We start from the raw sequence: 17,701 nt of genomic DNA on the forward strand, positions 1-17,701 counted from the left end.
TCGTAGAGTGCTCCCGCCCCGCCGGGGCCGCTCGGAAGACCCATTCCGTCAGGTCAGGTGGCCGTCCTCCGCGGCACGGAGGATGAGGTCGGCTCTGGTGCTCGTGGGGCGTCCCACCCGCGTGTACTTCTCCCGCACGCGTCGCAGGTAGGTCTTCGCCGTCTCGAACTGCACGTTCATCTGCCGTGCCACCTCCGACGTCGAGTTCCCCTCCACGTACAGCTGCAGGGCCAGCCGTTCGCCATCGCTGAGCTTCGGCTTCACCAGTGGCAGGGCGCTTTCCGTGACGCGCGTGCTCTCGGTGGGGTCGGGATCCGCTAGCCCCATGACCGCCTTCGCGGTCGCCATCACCTCTCGCACCGGTTGCGCCTTCGACAAGAATGCAAGAGCCCCGGCGGCGAGGCAGCGTTCGCGGTCGTCCGGCGTATCGAGGGCTGTGAGCACGATCACGGATGCCCCGGCCGCTCGGCAGGTGCGCACGCGCGCCTCGATCGACACCTTCTCACTCAGGTTGAGGTCCATCAGCACGAGGTCGGTCGGAAAGGCCGGCGAATGCACGAGCTCCACCCACGTCGGTGCAGCCACTACGAGGTCGAACAGCGGTTCGTGCTCGCGGATCCAATTCGAAAGACTGTCGAGCAGCAATTCGTGGTCGTCGAGGATGCCCACCCGCACGGGCGTACGGACCTCACGCTGCGACAAAGCCGAACCTCATGATCATGCTCGAACCGTTCCTGGTGATCGCGGCGTCGCCGCTGAGCGAGCGCAGCACGCTGACGAACGGGCGAGCCGCACGTCGTGCAAACCGCCAGTCTGCAGCAAGACCGGCCGACAGCTGGAATTCGGCGCGTTCCGCGACCGCCGCAGTGGGAGCACGTCGCACGCCGATCGCAACCGTTGACGCGTCCAATGCGCCGAGCCGAAGCAACTCGAGCAGGCACGCGCTGAACGTCGCACGCTCCCCTGCCGGCATGCGTGCCAGCAAGCCGTCCTCGTCATCCACGGCGCTCGTCGCGATGCCCGCATCCTCGCGCAGGCGATCGACCCACGTGATGCGTAGCTGCTGCAATGCGTGCTCGCGGAGCTGAGCTGACACGTCGGTCGCTGCAACGATGTCGTCGGGTGTGATCTCGCCGCGCTCGGCTACGGATGCCAGCAGCGGGAACGTGGCCCGCCGCAGCTCCTCGAGCTGCTCACGACGCAGGGCCTCCTGCTCCAGATTTCGGAACTCCGGTTCGAGGGCCCGCATACCCCGCTCGGAGGCGGCGATCCACTCCGTGCTGTACCGGGCAAGGACCGCCCCACTGGTCGCCGCCGCTGCCGCGAGGACGAGCACGGGAGTCGCCGCAACGACGGCGTAGACGTACGGCGTGTTCGCGATCTGCAACGACGCGTGCTGCTCCGCAGCCAGCACGCCCACCACGAGTGCCCCGAGCAGGCCGAAGACGATGATCTCCCACGGCGGGCGCATCCAGAGCAGACCCAAGATGATGAGGCCAACGCCGATCTGGCCCCAGTCGTCTTGCACTAGTCGGTTGTGCCCCCAGGTGGCGAATGCAGAACACGCTGCCGCAGAGAGCGTGACGCACACGGCCAGCGCGGCACCTCCCTTGCCAAGGCGCGCGATGCTCGGATGCGCGGCGATCGACAGAATCACGCCCGCACCGATCAGCAGGATCACCGCGACGACGGCGAACGCGGGATGCACGATCTCGCTTCGGTTGATGATGCTCTCCAGCACGGCGTAGCCGACGGCAAGAGCCGACACCAGAGGCGCGAGGCCCCACGCCGCGGCGGCCCCGATCGGGTCGAGGCGGGCGGGAGCCCGATCGAGCATGACGTGCGTCATCAGGCCGACCCACCGACCGGTTCCGCGGGCACCACCATCAGAACGGATGTCCCCGCTCCCGGCTTCGAGAACACGGAGACCGAACCGCCCACGCGCTCGACCCTGTCGATCACGGAGTGAAGCAGCCCCAACCGGTCGTTCCCTTGGCCGGCGAGTGTGCCGACGTCGAACCCTCGACCGCCGTCCACGACGACGAGTGAGACCGAGCCACCGGAGGCCGACAGCATCACCTCCGCGGACGACTGCCCTGAGTGCTTCAGTACGTTGACCAGGCACTGCCGCGCCGCAAGACCCAGCGCCCGGCGGGCATCCGACTCCAGCGACGCGTACGGCGAGAGATCGCCCGTCACTTCGACGACCAGCCCAGCATCTCTGGCCTGGGCGATAGCGTGAGCCAATTCGCTGGCACGCCACCCCCCATCGTCGGCCGACCCGCGCGGATCCGCGCGCTGCGCCTCCTCCGTCCAATGACGGATGTCTGCCTGCAGCCGCGACCGAAGCCGATCGGAGACGGGACCGGGCGGGATGCTTGCTATCGCGGCCAGTTCGCTCAGGGTCGTGTCGTGCAGTTCGGCACGCAGCTCCGCTGTCACGGCGCTGCGCAGGTCGTCCGCGTGCTGTTGGCGGAGCATCCTGAGGATCAGCGTGTGCGTGCCGCGATATGCGCTGCGGGTGACGCCGTGGAAGAGCAGCAGCGCCATGAACAGCACATACGTCGCCAGCGAGATGGAGTCGAAGCGGAAGTCGCGCCCCGCCACGACGGCCGCCGCGAATACGGCCACGTCACCCGCGGCGTACGCGAGAGTCGCCCAGAGCACGCCGACCCTGGCATCCGAGCCGGATCCCCCGATCAGCATGAGCGCGACAAGCGGCAAGGCGACCACGAACAGGTTCGTGTCGGTGTACGTGACCGTCTGCTCGAGCAACGCGACCGTGTAGGCGAACGTGGATGCCACCCCGACCGCGATGTAGGCGACCAACGCAGGCAGACTGGGCCTCGTCATCACGAGGATCATGACGGCCACCATCGGGAGCAGGCATCCGGCTGCCCACCAGCGCACGTCACCGGACAGGAACACTCCTGGCGCGAGAACGGATGCCAGCGCTGCCGATAAGCAGATCAGCGCGGCTATCTGAGTGGACCGAGCGATCGCGTGGTTGCCGGCCTCGCGCGCCACCTGGGCCGGAACCCCGAGAGACATCGTGAGGATTATGGCATGCGAACATCCTTTCCTGTACCCCTGCGTTGTACCCCGATCGGGCCAGAGCCGGCTGTGGGCGGCGCCGCATCGTCAGAACAGCGTCACTCGTTCCTCGGCCGAAACCGGCGGTGGTGCTCCTGATGGACCCGTTGCGGCCGCGTTATCGCCTGTAGCCGGATCGAAAAACACCCGGTCGCCGTTCTCGTTCCGCAACGAGTTCAGCGCCTCCGAGCGCACCCCGCCGGTCACCGGGTCTTCTTCGCCTCTGAGCAACCCGTGCGCCGCGATCAGCGGCTTCATCCTGGCGGCCAGCCACTTGCGGTATTCCACCGGCGCATACGTCTTCGAGCCGTACATCGCCCGATACTTCGGCACGAGCTCAGGATGCTCGCGCTCGAGCCACATCATGTACCACTCCTTCACCCCCGGCTTCAGATGCAGAGCCGTGTACAGCACGGAGCTCGCGCCGGCATCCTTGGCCGCGGCCAGCGCCGCATCTAGTTGGGCCCTGGAGTCGGTGAGGTAGGGCAGGATCGGCATCATGAACACGGAGCATTGGAGCCCGTGCTCGCGCACGGCCCGCACCGTCTCGAGCCTCGCCTTCGTGCTCGGCGTTCCGGGCTCCACCGATTTCTGCAGCTCGTCGTCGTAGACCGCGATCGACATCGCGAGGTCGACGGGGACGCGCGTGGCGGCATCCGCCAAGAGATCGAGGTCGCGGCGCAGCAGGGTTCCCTTGGTGAGGATGCTCAACGGGGTGCCCGAGTCCGCCAACGCCTGGATGATGCCCGGCATCAGCCGGTAGCGGCCTTCCGCCCTCTGGTACGGGTCGGTGTTGGTGCCCAGAGCGACCGGATGCCTGCCCCAGCTCGGCTTCGCGAGCTCCTTCCGCAGCACCTCGGCCACGTTCACCTTGACGATGATCTCGCGGTCGAAGTCGGTTCCCATGTTGAGGTCGAGGTAACGATGAGTGGGACGAGCGAAGCAGTACAGGCATGCATGCTGGCAGCCACGGTACGGGTTGATGGTCCAGCCGAACGGCATGCTCCCTCCGCCGCCGGGAACCTTGTTGAGCGCCGACTTCGCGAGCACCTCATGGAAGGTCACGCCAGCGAACTCGGGAGTGCGCACCGACCGCACGAGGTTGTTGATTTTTGCCAGGCCCGGCAAGGCATCCGGCTGCTCCACCGTGACTTCTTGACCGCTCCACCGCACCGCTCTATTCGAACATTTCTTCGAGCAAAAGGCAAGCCGCACGGGTCGAGTACCGTTTGCTTCTGCGAGTCTCGGCGAACCGCGGTGAAGGTCTTTCCGGACAGACGCAACCCTTATTCAGGACATCGGGCGCCGCGCCCACACTATGTCGACGCCGGCCCTGCAATCCTGAAATGAGGTTGGCCCGGGACCGGGCCCTGGCCTCACCGCATGGGCGCCAGTCCCAGCTCGGCGCCCGTCCAGCGCCGCCGCAGCCAGCGGTCGTGGCTCGCCACGACAACCGCTCCCGGGTAGCCGCCGAGGGCATCCTCGAGTTCACCCGCGAGCGCGAGCGAGAGGTGGTTCGTCGGCTCGTCGAGGAGGAACACGTGCGGCGGACGCGCGATAATCAGCGCCAGCGCGAACCGGCGCTGCTGCCCTACCGACAGCGCCCCGACCGGACGGTCGAGGTCGCGCGGCGCCATCAGGCCGAGCGACGTGAGCGGCAGTTGTTCCGCGCGCCGTTCGCCCAGCGCCTTCTCGTACACCGCGCGGGGCGTGGCCGACGGATCCGCGAAGCGCACGTCCTGCTCGAGAAGCCCGACCCGCAGTCCCCTGCGCCGTGTCACGGAGCCGGAGTCCGGCTGGATCGTGCCGGCGAGCAGCCCGAGCAGCGTCGACTTGCCCGCTCCGTTCGGGCCGGTGATGAGCATCCGAGCGTCGGGCTCGACGCGCATCCGGTCCACTGCAGGCGGTGGTCGACGCTGGCATCCGTGACCTGGATCAACGTGCCCGCGGACTCGTCCAGCCCGTGGGCACCGCTCGGGATGCCCGAGAACGTCAGCAGTGCCGGCGGCTTTCGCACCTGGTTGCGCTCGAGTTCGTCCACTCGGCCCTGAGCGTTCCGCACCCGCCTGGCGATCTGGGCGTCGACCCGCTGGCCCTTGAACACGCCGATGAACTTGTCGTTGTCTCTCGGCGCGCGTGCGGCATGCGTGGATCGTGCGGTCACTGCTGCGGAGTGCTTGAGCCTGTTCAGTTCGTCCTGCTCGTCGCGGTACTGACGCTCCCAACGCTCGCGTTCGGCCGCCTTGTGCGCGAGGTAGGCCGTGAACACGCCCTCGCCGCTCGATGGTCGTCCGAACACCGTGGCTCCGTTCCCGGATGCCTGCACCGCCGCGCGTCCGGACCCTGCGGCCGCGCCACCCTGTCCGTCGGCAACGCGCGCCGCGAGGCTCGTTCGCGAAGGGTCGAGGTCGACGAGCGCTGTTGCGACCGTGTCGAGGAACACCCGGTCATGGCTCGCGAAGAGCACGGGACCGTTCCACTCGACCAACTGCCGTTGCAGAAACTCGACCGCGTCGTCGTCCAGGTGGTTGGTCGGCTCGTCGAGCAGCAGCGCGTCTGGCCGGCTCAGCAGCAGTGCGGCCATGGCGAACCTGCTGCGCTGTCCGCCGGAGACCTCGCCGAGTGTGCGGGCCAGCGGTATGCCCTGCACACCCAAGCCGGCGAGAACGCGATCACGACGGGAGTCGACGCTCCAGACATCCGCTCGCTCGGCGCCCGCGAGCGCCGCCTCGTACACGGCGGATGCCCGCGCGAGTTCGTCGTCATCGGATGCCTCCCCCAGCGCGATCCCGGCAGCATCGAGTTGCCGCTCCACGGCTCGCACGTCGGCGAGGGCATCCTCGATGAGCGACTCGAGGGAATCGTCTGGCGAGAAGCGCACCTCCTGCCAGAGGAATCCGGTGCGGGACGGACGCGCGACGGAGCCGCGATCGGGTGCTTCGACGCCGGCGAGCACGCGAAGAAGCGTGGACTTTCCGACGCCGTTCTCGCCGATCAGCCCAACGCGCGCGCCGGGTGGAACCGTGAGCGAGACATCCGTGAGCACGACACGCGGGCCGTAGCTGAGCGAGACGCCGTCCGCGCGCACGTGATCGGCACGGCTGTATTCCGCGCCGATCGCAGGAGTCGCGATGTCGACATCCGCAAACGACCGCTGAACGACCGGGCTGTGGATGGATGGAGTAGATGGGGATGAGGAACGCACTGGCATGGAACCGCCTTTGGGCGGCCGAGGACTCGATGAGCCGCGTCGGCCTGGATTCGGTTCGCCCGGCATCCGTCGACGACGTCAGGTGCCGCGACAGCGAGTCGCTGCCGACGGATGCCGAGCGCGAGGATCCCGCCGGGCGTTGGCCCCCGAGGTCAGAAGCAGCCGATCGTTCCATGAAGTGCGCGCAAGGCGGCCGTCACGGGGACGGTGACCGTTCTTCGTCGGGTGCGCTGCGGTGCGACATCGATGTGTCGCGCATCCGCAGGGGTCGAGCCTCATGCGCGGGACGAAGGATGGTCAGTTCTTCATAGCGTGCGAGACGTTACCAGACTTGCGAGTCACTGTCCACGTCGTCCACGGCGCGACTGCGCCAGCTCGTGGCGATTGCGCCACAAAGCCTGGCGCAACAACGCACACCTGGCGCAACGGTCGCGCTAGAAGCGGCGGGTCAGGCCTCGAGGCCCAGCACCTTCGACGTCTCGGCCATCACCTCGGCGGCCTTCTCCGGTCGGTCGTTGAGGGTGGTGCCCATGGTCGGGATAAGTTCCCGAAGCTTGGGCTCCCACGCATCCCACTCCCCGGGGAAGCACTGCTTGAGCAGGTCGAGCATGATCGGCACCGCTGTCGAGGCGCCCGGCGAGGCGCCGAGCAGGCCCGCGATGGAGCCATCGGATGCCGCGACCACCTCGGTGCCGAACTGCAGCACTCCGCCGCGCTTGGCATCCTTCTTCATCACCTGCACCCGCTGGCCTGCAGTGATGAGTTCCCAGTCCTCGCCATTGGCGGTCGGCATGAACTCCTGCAGGGCCTGCACCTTCTTGGCGCGGGATGCGAGCAGTTCTCCGATCAGGTATTTCATGAGATCGAGGTTGTCGCGGGCGACGGCGAGCATCGGCCCGAGGTTGTCGGGCCGCACTGAGCCGGGCAGATCCCACCACGAGCCCTTCTTCAGGAACTTCGGGCTGAACCCGGCGTATGGACCGAACAGCAACGACGTCTCGCCGTTCACCACACGGGTGTCGAGGTGCGGCACCGACATGGGCGGCGCGCCCACCGCCGCCTTGCCGTACACCTTGGCCTTGTGCTGCGCGACGAGCTTGGGGTTTGTGGTACGGAGGAACTGTCCGCTGATCGGGAACCCGCCGAATCCCTTGATCTCCTCGATGCCCGAGGACTGCAGCAGGTGCAGTGCACCGCCGCCTGCGCCGACGAAGACGAACCGGGCATCCACGGTGTGCGGCGTGTTGCCCACGAGGTGTTTGACCTTGAGCCGCCAGTTGCCGTCTTTGGTGCGGCGGATGCTCTTGACCTTGCTGTTCAGCCACAGCTCGGCTCCGCGCTCGGCCATTCCGTCGAACAGCGCCCTGCTGAGCGCGCCGAAATCGACATCCGTTCCACTCTCGATACGAGTGGCCGCGATGGGCTCGCGTTTGCGTCCCTTGATGAGCAGGGGCGCCCACTCCCGGATGACGCGGTGGTCTTCGGAGTACTCCATGCCCGCGAACAGCGGCTGATCCTTCAGCGCGGCGTAACGCTTGCGCAGGTACTTCACGTTCTCTCCGCCACGCACGAACGTCATGTGCGGGGTCGAGTTGATGAAGCTAGTGGGAAGTTCACCCTTGCTGGCCAGCGACGCCCAGAACTGGCGGCTCAACTGGAACTGCTCGTTGATGCTGATCGCCTTGGCGGGGTCGACGGAGCCGTCCTTCGCCTCTGGCATGTAATTGAGCTCGCAGAGCGCGGCGTGGCCTGTGCCGGCGTTGTTCCAGGGGTTCGAGCTCTCCTGCGCCACCTCGCCGCGTGTCTCGTAGACCCGGATGCGCCACTGGGGCTGCAGACGCTGGATCATGGTGCCGAGCGTGGCGCTCATGATGCCCCCACCGATCAAGACGACGTCCAACGGGCCTCGGGAATCACTCACTCGCACAATTCTATGGTCGTGTCGACGCCGTCGCTGCCGGGCAGCATTTCGGAGCCCGCCAAACCACGAGGTCCACGGCCTTGCGCGGACCGTGACCGACCATCACGCGTGCGCTACGCCGACCGCGATGAGCAGGATGCCTCCGCACAGCATCGCGAGCGTGAGCACCGTGAATCCAACCCAGATGAGCGCCTTCCAGGCGTTCGGTTTCTGCGGATCCCTCCCGATCACCGATAAGAAGAACCCGCCGGGGATGAGCAGTGCGCAGCAGAGCACGGCGATGCCGACCACCTCTCCCCACACACCCACCCCGGCGGCCGCCATGAGGAGCAGAACGACCAGGCCGAGGATGACCAGCACTCCCGCGTGCGCGTGCCCTGCGCGGAAGAAGGACTTCTGCAGGGCGTTCGCACCCTGCTTTCCCGTGACTACCCGCAGCATGAATGTGCCGCCGTAGGCGATGCCGATCACGGTGAGGAGCACGACACCTGCGGTGATCGTGGTGGACGGGCTGAGCAGCGTCTGGATGCTCGTGGTCATGGTCGCCTCTTCCCGGACTGGATAGTTACGCTATCCATATTGGATAGTCGTACTATCGATGTCAAGAGCCAAAGCCGGCCGGAGTGACGCGAGGGGTTGCATGCGCATCTCGGAGTTGAGTCGGAGCAGCGGGGTGCCCGTCGCGACCATCAAGTACTACCTGCGGGAGGGCATCCTGCCCGCGGGTGAATCCCGCGGCGCGACCCAGGCCGAGTACGGTGACGACCACCTTCGGCGGCTGCGGCTCATCCGGTCGCTTGCCGAGCTCGCGGGCCTCCCCATCGCGCAGATCAAGGTGGTGCTCGATGTGATCGAGCATCCGCGCGACGACCTGTTCACCACGCTGGGCAGAGCGATCGAGGCGCTACCGCCGTACCTGCCGCGATCAGCCGGCCGGGAGCATCCGCTGGCCGAGGCGGCAATCGAGCGACTCGGCTGGACGTACGACCGAGACTTCGCGGCCACGGCGCAGCTGGAATCCGCACTTCAGGCGGTGGCGGATGCCGGCATACCCATCACGGTGGAGCGGCTCGAGGTGTACGGGCAAGCGCTGCACAGCATGGCCGAGCTCGACATCGCCATGATGCCGGCGCCTGGCGCCGGAACGGATGCCCCGCACGAGCCTCGCGGCGGGCCTTCCCCCGCGAACGGGAGCGCGACGGCTGCTGCCTTCTCCCCCTCGGAAGCATCGGCAGCGATCGAATACGCCGTGCTCGGGACCGCGCTCTACGAGCCCGTCGTGGTCGCGCTCAGGCGACTCGCGCATCAAGACGTGGCGGCACGGATGCTCGCTACCGGCGGTTGAGCGCTTCGCGCGCCGCTGAGTGGCGCACCTTCGACTCGTGCCGTCGCCGGGTGTTCAGCCGTTGTACCTCTCCCCTACGGGGATCTCGATGGTCACGGTGTTGCCAGGCGGGGAGAGCGGGCACGCCCATGCGGGGTCGTATGCGCAGCTCGGGTTGTAGGCGAAGTTGAAGTCGAGCACGAGGGTGCCCGCCCGACGCCCTGGTCCGAGGTCGGCGCCCTTGATCGTGTCGAGCAGGTAGCGGCCACCGCCGTAGGTTCCTCCTGGGCGGCCCGCCGAAGCATCCTTCACGGGCACGAAGAGCCCACCGCCATAGGTGCGCAACCGCCAGACGTCGAGCGACCCCACATCGGGAATGCGCACAGCGCCGATCCGCTCGAACGGCACGACGCCGTCCGTCCCGGTCTCGACGTCGAGCTGTGCGGGCTCGGCAGCCTCGATCGGCAGCTCGAAGCGCCACGCCGGGTCGTAACGGGGCACCGGCAACCCTGAGAACCCTTGGCGGTCCTCGGGCAGGAGCGGCGTCGACGGATGCGTCGCGAACAGAGCATCGCGCTCGACCACCCAGGCAGCATGGGCTGCCGCAGGGTCTTCCTCGCCGAGGTCACGCACGAGCTCGTACAGCGCGAACACGCGGCGGCGCCAGTCGACGACGTCGACGGCCGTCTGGATGCCGGTCATCGCTCTAGGGTGCCCCATCGGCCGCACCTCTGCCGCGCAGGTGCGGCGGCGACGCGGTCGGGGCGACATCCATCGCGCCCGCTCGCTTCGGCACGAGCAAGGAACCAACACTGCGGGGTAATGATCCGGACAGGTCCCGCCAACATCCGGTCACCGGCGGAAAACCGGGCATTCCCCGTCGGTGGTTCCGCACAGAATGTCGGGGTGACGATCGAGCAGCATCGCGGTATCGGACTCGCCCAAGGCACCGCGCTGTACGTGGCGGCGGTGCTGGGCACGGGCATCCTGCTGCTTCCCGCGCTCGCCGCTCGGGCGGCGGGTCCTGGTGCGATCCTCGCCGTCGCCGCGCTCGCAGCGATCTCGGTTCCGCTGGCATCCACGTTCGCTGCCCTGTCGACCAGGCATCCCGACGCCGGCGGGGTTGCCACGTTCGCACGCCGCGCGTTCGGGCCGGGAGCCGCTCGTGTGGTCGGCTACTGGTTCTACTTCGGAACCCCCATCGGTGCGCCGGTGGCCGCCATCATGACCGCGCAGTACGTGGTGGCCATCATCGGCGGAGACCGCGGAACGGTGATCGCGGTGGCCGCGGCCCTCATCGCCGTGCCGACGGCCGTGACCGTCTTCGGGGTGCGGTTCGCCGGGTGGGTGCAGCTGCTGCTCAGCGCAGCCCTCATGGCCATCCTCGTGCTCGCCCTCGCGGCCGCCGCGCCCGACGTGCGGCCATCGAACTTCACACCGTTCCTCCCCCACGGCGTTGGCGGCATCGGGGTCGCCATGAGCCTCTACATCTGGGCCTTCGCAGGCTGGGAGGCCGTCGCCGGGATCGCGGGAGAATTCGCGCGGCCAAGGCGCGACATCCCGCGCGCGACCGCGCTGGCGCTCGCCATCGTCTCGGTCTCGTACATCGCGATTCAGACGGTCGTGGTCGGGGTGCTCGGACCGAAGGTCGGGGCTTCGCATGCCCCACTGCTCGACCTGGTGACGGTCGGACTCGGTCGCGGCTGGGGCGTGGTGGTCGCTTGCGTGGCGGTGATCGTGGTCGTCGGTGTCTTCAACGCGTATTTCGCGGCGTTCAGCAAGCTGGGAGCTGCCATGGGTCGCGACGGCGACCTGCCCGCCTGGTTCGGGCACGGAGCCGAACGCGGTGGAATCGCCCGACGCGGCCTCCTGCTGAGCGCTGTGCTCATGGCGGCGTACTTCGCCGTCGTCGCCTGGCTGCCCGACCTGCAGCCGGTCATCCTGGTGCACACGAGCCTGGGCGCCGCCATCTACGCGATGGGCGTTGCGAGCGCCATCGTGCTGCTGCCGCGCCGCACCTTCGGCTGGTGGATGTCGCTGCTCTCGTGCCTGCTCGTTCTCGGCCTGCTTGCGCTCGAGGGCGCCAACCTCGTCTACCCGCTCGTGATCGCGGTCGCCGCGATTGTCGTCGGCGCCATCACCCGCTCGCGGCGAGCGCGAGCCGTGCGAGGCTCGGGAGCGATGGATGCCGATGCGACGCACGCCGCGGATGGCGCCGCTCCGGCGGCCACGGGTGCTACGACTCCGCAGTCCGACCGGTGACGGAGCCGCCCGAATCCGCCTGTCGCACTCCGCGCCGCACTGACGTCAGGCGGCCACGCCTACACGTTTCAGACGGTCGCGACGTTTCAGACGGTCGCGGCCGTGCGCAGGTTCGCTGCGATGAGTTCCGCGATCTGCACGGCGTTGAGAGCTGCGCCCTTGCGCAGATTGTCGTTGGAGATGAACAGCGCTAGTCCCCGACCCTCGGGAGCACCCTCGTCCTGCCGGATGCGACCGACGTAGCTGGGGTCGTTGCCCGCCGCCTGAAGCGGGGTCGGGACATCCGCGAGCTCGACGCCGGGGGCATCCGTCAGCAGTTCAGTCGCGCGCTCTGGCGTGATCGGCCGCGCGAACTCGGCGTTGATCGACAGCGAGTGACCCGTGAAGACGGGCACGCGAACGCACGTGCCGCTCACCAGCAGGCCGGGCAGGCCGAGGATCTTGCGGCTCTCGTTTCGCAGCTTCTTCTCTTCGTCGGTCTCGTTCAGTCCGTCGTCGACGATCGATCCGGCAAGCGGCACGACGTCGAACGCGATAGGTCGCACGTACTTCACCGGCTCGGGCAGGTCGACGGCTGAGCCGTCGTGCACGAGGTCGAGCAGGTGGCCGGATGCCACTGCCGCTTCCGCCTGCTCGGCCAGTTCCTGCGCTCCGGCCAGCCCGGACCCGCTGACGGCCTGGTAGGTGCTGACGATGAGCCGCTCGAGGCCGGCCTCGGCGTCGAGCACCTTGAGCACGGGCATCGCGGCCATGGTCGTGCAGTTCGGGTTGGCGATGATTCCCTTGCGAGCCTCCGCGATGGCCTCCGGGTTCACCTCGCTCACGACGAGCGGAACTTCGGGGTCCATGCGCCACGCACTGGAGTTGTCGATGACGACGGCACCGGCTGCTGCGAACTTGGGCGCGTACGCACGGCTGCCGGTCGCACCGGCCGAGAACAGCGCGATGTCGATGCCGGACAGGTCGGCGGTCTCGACGTCTTCGACGACGATCTGCTCGCCCTTGAACTCGAGGGTGCGACCGGCCGAACGGCTCGTCGCGAACAGCCGCAGGGCATCCACCGGAAAGTCGCGTTCGGCGAGGATGCCACGCATGACCGTGCCGACCTGACCGGTCGCGCCGACGATGCCTACCGTGAATCCGTGTGCCATGGGAGTTCCTTGCGTCCGTGCGGCTGGCGCACCCGACGCCGGCCGTCGTCATTGATGCGGTTCCGCATTCCATTGTGACAGGACGGGCGAGCTGGCACGTCACGCAGACATCCGATCTTTGGCACGTGAGACTGTAGGATCGCGCGTATGGCCGTCACGGACGAGGCGATCCTCAAGATCAAGGAGATGATCACCAGCGGGCGGCTCGCCCCAGGCGGCCGCCTTCCCCCGGAGAAGGAGCTCAGCGAGAGTCTCGGTCTCTCGCGCTCCTCGCTGCGCGAAGCTGTGAAAGCGCTCGAGGTCATCCGCGTACTGGATGTGCGCCGTGGCGACGGCACATACGTCACGAGTCTTGAGCCGCGGCTGCTTCTGGAGGCGCTGTCGTTCGTGGTCGATCTTCACGACGACCGGTCGGTGCTTGAGATCTTCGGGGTGCGCCGCATCCTCGAACCCGCCGCTGCCTCTCTCGCCGCGCCCCGCATCACCGACGAGCAGCTGGGCGCACTGGACGACCTGCTCGAACGCGCCGCCGTCGGCGGCGACGTGGAGATGCTCGTTCAGCACGACCTGGAGTTCCACCGCGCCATCAGTGCGGCCTGCGGAAACGACTACCTGGCGCAACTGATCGAGTCGATCTCGAGCGACACGGTTCGTGCTCGAATCTGGCGGGGGCTCACCCAGGAGGGCGCCACTGAGCGCACCATCGCGGAACATCGAGCCATCCTGGGCGCTCTGCGACAACGAGACGCCGAGCTGGCGGCCGCGCACTCCCTCACGCACATCGCCGGAATCGAGGAGTGGCTGCGGGCGGCGCTGGGCGCGACCGCCTGAGGAGGTCGAAAGCCATGAGGATCGCGCTGCACTCCACCCTTCGCCCAGGAGCGGCCGACGACTACCTGCGCGAACACGGGAGCGTGCCAGACGACCTGGTGGCACTCTTCGAGCGGGCCGGAATCCGGGACTGGACCATCTGGCGCTCTGGCGATCACCTGTTCCACCTCGTCGAGTGCGACGACTTCGAGGCGGCCATGCGGGTCATCCGGTCCGATGAGGCGGACAGCAGGTGGCAGGCGCACGTCGGAGAGTTCGTCGAGGGATTTCTGGGTCCGGACGGTCGTCCCGGGTACGTGCCGCTCCATCCGGTGTGGGAGCTCGAGGAGCAGCGAGGGCGGAAGGTCGGAACGACCGACAGCCGTCCGGTGGACGAAGGCACGCGGCGTGTCGTGATCGACGACATGGGCATCGACTGACGTGGGCGACCCGGAAGCTCCTCCACGATCGCCGCTCGTCGATGCGCACGTTCACGTGTGGAACCCGGCCCGTCTGAGCTACCCATGGCTCCGGGGCTTCGAACGACTCGACCGACCCTTCTTACCGAACGACATCGACCGGGCGGGCGGCGCCACCACGCGCCACGTCTTCGTTCAGGCCGGCTGCCGCGTGGAGCAGGCGAGCGAGGAGGTGCGGTGGGTCACCGGCATGACGGATGCCTGGCCGGAACTCGCAGCGATCGTCGCCGATGCAGACCTGCGCTCCGGCTCGGGCCTCGAGAGTCACCTGGACGCGCTGGTCGCGCTCGGGGAGCGGGATGCCCGCCTGCGCAGGGTGCGCGTCGCAGGCATCCGTCACCTCTTGCAGGACGAGCCGGACGAGTTGCTCAACGATTCCGGCAGCACCTCTGCTCTTCTGGACGGCCTGCGCGTGCTCGCCGAGCGCGCCATGACCTTCGACGTCTGCGTGCGGCACCGTCAGCTCGACACCGTCATCGATGTTCTCGAGCGAGTTCCCGAGCTGAACGTCGTCCTCGATCATCTGGGCAAACCGCCGGTCGACGACGGCATACACAGCACGGCGGGCCACGCGTGGGCGCGCGCGATCGATCGCCTCGCCCTGCTGCCTCGCGCACACGTGAAGCTGAGCGGCCTGGCGGCCGAGGCATCCAGCTCGCAGGCCCTCGACGATCACGCGCACGAGTTCTTGGCCCACGCGCTTCGTGCCTTCGCTCCGCAACGATCGATGATCGGCAGCGACTGGCCGGTCAGCGCGCTGACGGGTGCCGGCGGCACGTTCGCCGGGTGGCGCGAACGGGTGATGCGCGCAACGCTCGACGCGGGCTTCGAGGATGCCGACCTCGCGGCGATCGAGCACGTGACGGCCGAGCGCTTCTACAGCCTGAGCTGAGTGCCAAACACCGCAAAAATCGGAGAACCGACACGGCGCCCGGCATGTCGCACCGGAAGGCAGCGTGTCTCCTCGGATCTCCGATTTTTCGCAGTGCGACGCTGGGGCAGTGAGCGACCGGATCCCGCCGGCACGGGCGGTCAGGCCGGGATGAGGCCGTCCGCGGCGAACGCCTGCCACAGCTCATCCGGAATGGGTGCGTCGACCCTCGCGAGGTTCTGCCGCACGGCCTCCGGGTTGGCTGTTCCGACGACCACGGAGGCGATGACCGGGTCGCGCAGCGGATACTGCAGCGCCGCTGCGGGCAGTTCCACTCCGAACCTGCCGCAGATGCCGGCGATCTTCCTGGCTCGTTCGAGCAGATCCGGCGCCGCGACCGCGTAGTCGTATTTCGCGTCAGAGGGTGGTTCGGCGTGCGCGAGCAGTCCGGAGTTGTAGACCGCTGCGGCAACGACCCGCACGCCGCGCTCCCGGCACACCGGCAACAGCTCATCGAACGCCGACTGCTCGAGCAGCGTGTAACGGCCGGCGATCATGACGAGGTCGAGGTCGCCTTCCCGCACGGCGCGGGCGGCGACAGCTGCATCGTTCACTCCGATGCCGATCTGGCTCACCAGGCCCTCGTCTCGAAGCTTCGCCAGCGCGGGAAGGCCCTCGCGCAGCCCGCGGTCGAGATCGTAGGCATCCGGATCGTGCAGGTAGAGGATGTCGACGCGGTCCAGCCCCAGTCGCTCGAGGGAATCCTCGAGGCTGCGTCGGATGCCCGATTCGCTCGGATCGAATCGCCGAACGAGATCGTCGGGCACGTCGAACTGGTGCGCCAGGTCACGACCGCCGGCGAATGCGGGGTTCGGCTCGAGCAGGCGTCCGACCTTCGTGGAGAGCACGTACTCCTCACGCGGCTTCTGCCTCAGGAACCGGCCGAGCCTGCGCTCGCTCAGACCCAGCCCGTAGTGGGGTGCGGTGTCGAAGTAGCGGATGCCGCCGTTCCACGCCGCCTGCAACGCCTCGTCCGCCTGCTCATCGGAGACGGCGCGGTAGAGGTTGCCGATGGATGCTCCGCCCAAGCCGAGCGCGCATCCCGGGGTGAGACGCGTCGCCGATGATCCCTGACGCTGCGGCTCAGCCAACGACGCGGGCCGCTGCTTGCGCCTTCTCCGCGGCCTCGGCCCGCGCGGCGATCCATTCGAACTCGTCGAGCGAAGCGGGCAGCATCTCGGTGCCCGCTCCCGGCGCCGCCGGCGGCACGTAGCGTCCGTTGTCGATGACGACGGGTGTGGCGAAGTGTTCGTGCAGGTGGTCGACGTACTCGATCATCCTGTGCTCCATCGTGCCCGTCACAGCGACGAAGTCGAACATCGAGAGGTGCTGCACGGCTTCGCACAGACCCACGCCGCCGGCGTGCGGGCACACCGGCACCCCGAATTTGGCCGCGAGAAGCAGGTTCGCGATGTTCTCATTCACTCCGCCGACGCGCGTGGCATCGATCTGCATCACCTGCATTCCGCCCGCCTGCAGCAGCTGCTTGAACACGACACGGTTCTGCACATGCTCACCGGTGGCCACCTGGATGGGCGCCACGCCCCGAGCGATCGCCGCGTGCCCGAGGATGTCGTCGGGGCTCGTCGGCTCCTCGATCCAGATCGGATCGAACTCCGCGAGCGCCTTCACCCAGTCGATCGCCTCTCGAACACCCCAGCGCTGGTTCGCGTCCATAGCGATGCGATAGCCGGGCCCGAGCACCTGCCTGGCGATGCGGAACCGGCGGATGTCGTCGGCCAGGTCGGCGCCGACCTTCAGCTTGACCTGCCCGAATCCGGCTTCGACCGCTTCACGGCACAGCCTCGCGAGCTTGTCGTCGGAGTAGCCGAGCCATCCGGGCGTCGTCGTGTAGGCCGGATACCCGTCGGCCGTCAGCTGCCGGATGCGCTCCTCGCGCCCCGGCTCTGCCGCCTTCAAGATGCTCAACGCCTCATCGGGGGTGATGGCGTCGGTGAGGTAGCGGAAGTCGACGAGGGAGACGAGCTCCTCCGGGCTCAGCCTCGACAGGTGCAGCCACAGGGGCTCGCCCGCTCGCTTCGCCCGCAGGTCCCACAGGGCGTTGACGATCGCGCCGATCGCCATGTGCATCACGCCCTTCTCGGGCCCGAGCCACCGCAGTTGAGAGTCGTGCACGAGCAGGCGGGATGCCGCGCCCATGTCGGCGAGGAGCTCCTCGGTGTCGCGCCCCAGCAGATGGTCGCTGAGCGCGTCGAGCGCCGCCACCTGCACGTCGTTTCCTCGGCCGATCGTGAACACGAACGCGTGTCCTTCGAGCCCGTCCTCGGCATCTGTGCGGATCGTGACGTAGGCGGCCGAGTAGTCGGGATCGGGATTCATGGCGTCCGATCCGTCGAGTGAGAGAGAGGTGGGGAACCGTACGTCCCTGGTGTCTACGCCGACGATCGTGCTCATGATGCCTCAGACTAAACATCCGATGTTTCGTATGTCAATTCAGTCGACCTGTGAAAGAATCGCCGAAGCGGACGCCTGGCGCTCGCGACACCTCGGATGTTCAC

General features: G+C 67.9%; 17 protein-coding genes. 5 read left to right on the forward strand and 12 right to left on the reverse strand.

The annotated features are described in order from the left end of the window. Positions 1-48: 48 nt before the first annotated feature. The 8 genes from ACO2Q7_RS16895 to ACO2Q7_RS16930 form a co-directional block, all read right to left on the reverse strand. Positions 49-702, reverse strand: coding sequence for a response regulator (locus ACO2Q7_RS16895; RefSeq protein ID WP_423356873.1), 654 nt, complete (start codon positions 700-702; stop codon positions 49-51). Continuing rightward, positions 689-1,849 carry a hypothetical protein gene (locus ACO2Q7_RS16900; protein WP_423356874.1) on the reverse strand — a complete coding sequence of 387 codons (1,161 nt, stop codon included), beginning with the start codon at positions 1,847-1,849 and terminating at the stop codon, positions 689-691. The genes ACO2Q7_RS16895 and ACO2Q7_RS16900 overlap by 14 nt, the downstream gene beginning before the upstream one ends. Further along, complete coding sequence (locus ACO2Q7_RS16905) at positions 1,849-3,051, reverse strand: sensor histidine kinase (protein ID WP_423356875.1); 1,203 nt, start codon at positions 3,049-3,051, stop codon at positions 1,849-1,851. Before ACO2Q7_RS16905 ends, ACO2Q7_RS16900 begins: the two co-directional genes overlap by 1 nt. A 90-nt stretch (positions 3,052-3,141) precedes the next feature. After that, positions 3,142-4,266, reverse strand: coding sequence for an Rv2578c family radical SAM protein (locus tag ACO2Q7_RS16910; protein ID WP_423356876.1), 1,125 nt, complete (start codon positions 4,264-4,266; stop codon positions 3,142-3,144). Positions 4,267-4,469: 203 nt separating this feature from the next. After that, on the reverse strand, positions 4,470-4,982 hold the full coding sequence (locus ACO2Q7_RS16915; protein ID WP_423356877.1) for an ATP-binding cassette domain-containing protein: 513 nt from the start codon (positions 4,980-4,982) through the stop codon (positions 4,470-4,472). After that, on the reverse strand, positions 4,871-6,304 hold the full coding sequence (locus ACO2Q7_RS16920) for an ATP-binding cassette domain-containing protein (protein ID WP_423356878.1): 1,434 nt from the start codon (positions 6,302-6,304) through the stop codon (positions 4,871-4,873). The genes ACO2Q7_RS16915 and ACO2Q7_RS16920 overlap by 112 nt, the downstream gene beginning before the upstream one ends. Before the next feature lie 448 nt (positions 6,305-6,752). Continuing rightward, complete coding sequence (locus tag ACO2Q7_RS16925; RefSeq protein WP_423356879.1) at positions 6,753-8,225, reverse strand: malate:quinone oxidoreductase; 1,473 nt, start codon at positions 8,223-8,225, stop codon at positions 6,753-6,755. A gap of 102 nt (positions 8,226-8,327) precedes the next feature. Next, positions 8,328-8,765: a hypothetical protein gene (locus tag ACO2Q7_RS16930; protein WP_423356880.1), complete on the reverse strand. Its 438-nt coding sequence runs from the start codon at positions 8,763-8,765 to the stop codon at positions 8,328-8,330. A gap of 100 nt (positions 8,766-8,865) precedes the next feature. Here ACO2Q7_RS16930 and ACO2Q7_RS16935 point away from each other — a divergent pair, with 100 nt between their 5' ends. Then, on the forward strand, positions 8,866-9,570 hold the full coding sequence (locus tag ACO2Q7_RS16935; RefSeq protein WP_423356881.1) for a MerR family transcriptional regulator: 705 nt from the start codon (positions 8,866-8,868) through the stop codon (positions 9,568-9,570). 54 nt (positions 9,571-9,624) lie between these two features. On the opposite strand, the gene ACO2Q7_RS16940 is transcribed toward ACO2Q7_RS16935, so the two are convergent. Then, positions 9,625-10,251 (reverse strand): DUF1684 domain-containing protein, encoded by a 627-nt coding sequence (locus ACO2Q7_RS16940; RefSeq protein ID WP_423356882.1) that lies wholly within the window; start codon positions 10,249-10,251, stop codon positions 9,625-9,627. Positions 10,252-10,455: 204 nt separating this feature from the next. Here ACO2Q7_RS16940 and ACO2Q7_RS16945 point away from each other — a divergent pair, with 204 nt between their 5' ends. Next, positions 10,456-11,811: an APC family permease gene (locus tag ACO2Q7_RS16945; protein WP_423356883.1), complete on the forward strand. Its 1,356-nt coding sequence runs from the start codon at positions 10,456-10,458 to the stop codon at positions 11,809-11,811. A gap of 86 nt (positions 11,812-11,897) precedes the next feature. Here ACO2Q7_RS16945 and ACO2Q7_RS16950 read toward each other — a convergent pair whose 3' ends face one another. Further along, complete coding sequence (locus ACO2Q7_RS16950) at positions 11,898-12,962, reverse strand: aspartate-semialdehyde dehydrogenase (protein WP_423356884.1); 1,065 nt, start codon at positions 12,960-12,962, stop codon at positions 11,898-11,900. Positions 12,963-13,109: 147 nt separating this feature from the next. Between ACO2Q7_RS16950 and ACO2Q7_RS16955 the strand changes: the two genes are divergently transcribed. Genes ACO2Q7_RS16955 through ACO2Q7_RS16965 form a run of 3 tightly spaced genes read left to right on the forward strand, consistent with a single transcriptional unit; the run spans position 13,110 to position 15,143 of the window. Then, entirely contained in the window at positions 13,110-13,793 is a 684-nt protein-coding gene (locus ACO2Q7_RS16955) for a FadR/GntR family transcriptional regulator (RefSeq protein WP_423356885.1), read from the forward strand. Between the two features lie 14 nt (positions 13,794-13,807). Further along, a complete protein-coding gene (locus ACO2Q7_RS16960; RefSeq protein WP_423356886.1) occupies positions 13,808-14,212 on the forward strand; it encodes an L-rhamnose mutarotase in 405 nt (134 codons plus the stop codon). Between the two features lies 1 nt (position 14,213). Beyond that, entirely contained in the window at positions 14,214-15,143 is a 930-nt protein-coding gene (locus ACO2Q7_RS16965) for an amidohydrolase family protein (protein WP_423356887.1), read from the forward strand. Positions 15,144-15,283: 140 nt separating this feature from the next. Here the strand turns inward: ACO2Q7_RS16965 and ACO2Q7_RS16970 are convergent, their stop codons facing one another. Together ACO2Q7_RS16970 and ACO2Q7_RS16975 are read right to left on the reverse strand one after the other, a co-directional pair. After that, entirely contained in the window at positions 15,284-16,273 is a 990-nt protein-coding gene (locus ACO2Q7_RS16970; protein ID WP_423356888.1) for an aldo/keto reductase, read from the reverse strand. Next, positions 16,266-17,597, reverse strand: coding sequence for an L-fuconate dehydratase (locus ACO2Q7_RS16975; protein ID WP_423356889.1), 1,332 nt, complete (start codon positions 17,595-17,597; stop codon positions 16,266-16,268). Before ACO2Q7_RS16975 ends, ACO2Q7_RS16970 begins: the two co-directional genes overlap by 8 nt. Between the last annotated feature and the right edge of the window lie 104 nt (positions 17,598-17,701).

It is taken from the genome of Rathayibacter sp. KR2-224, assembly GCF_049446075.1.
Classification (GTDB): domain Bacteria; phylum Actinomycetota; class Actinomycetes; order Actinomycetales; family Microbacteriaceae; genus Humibacter.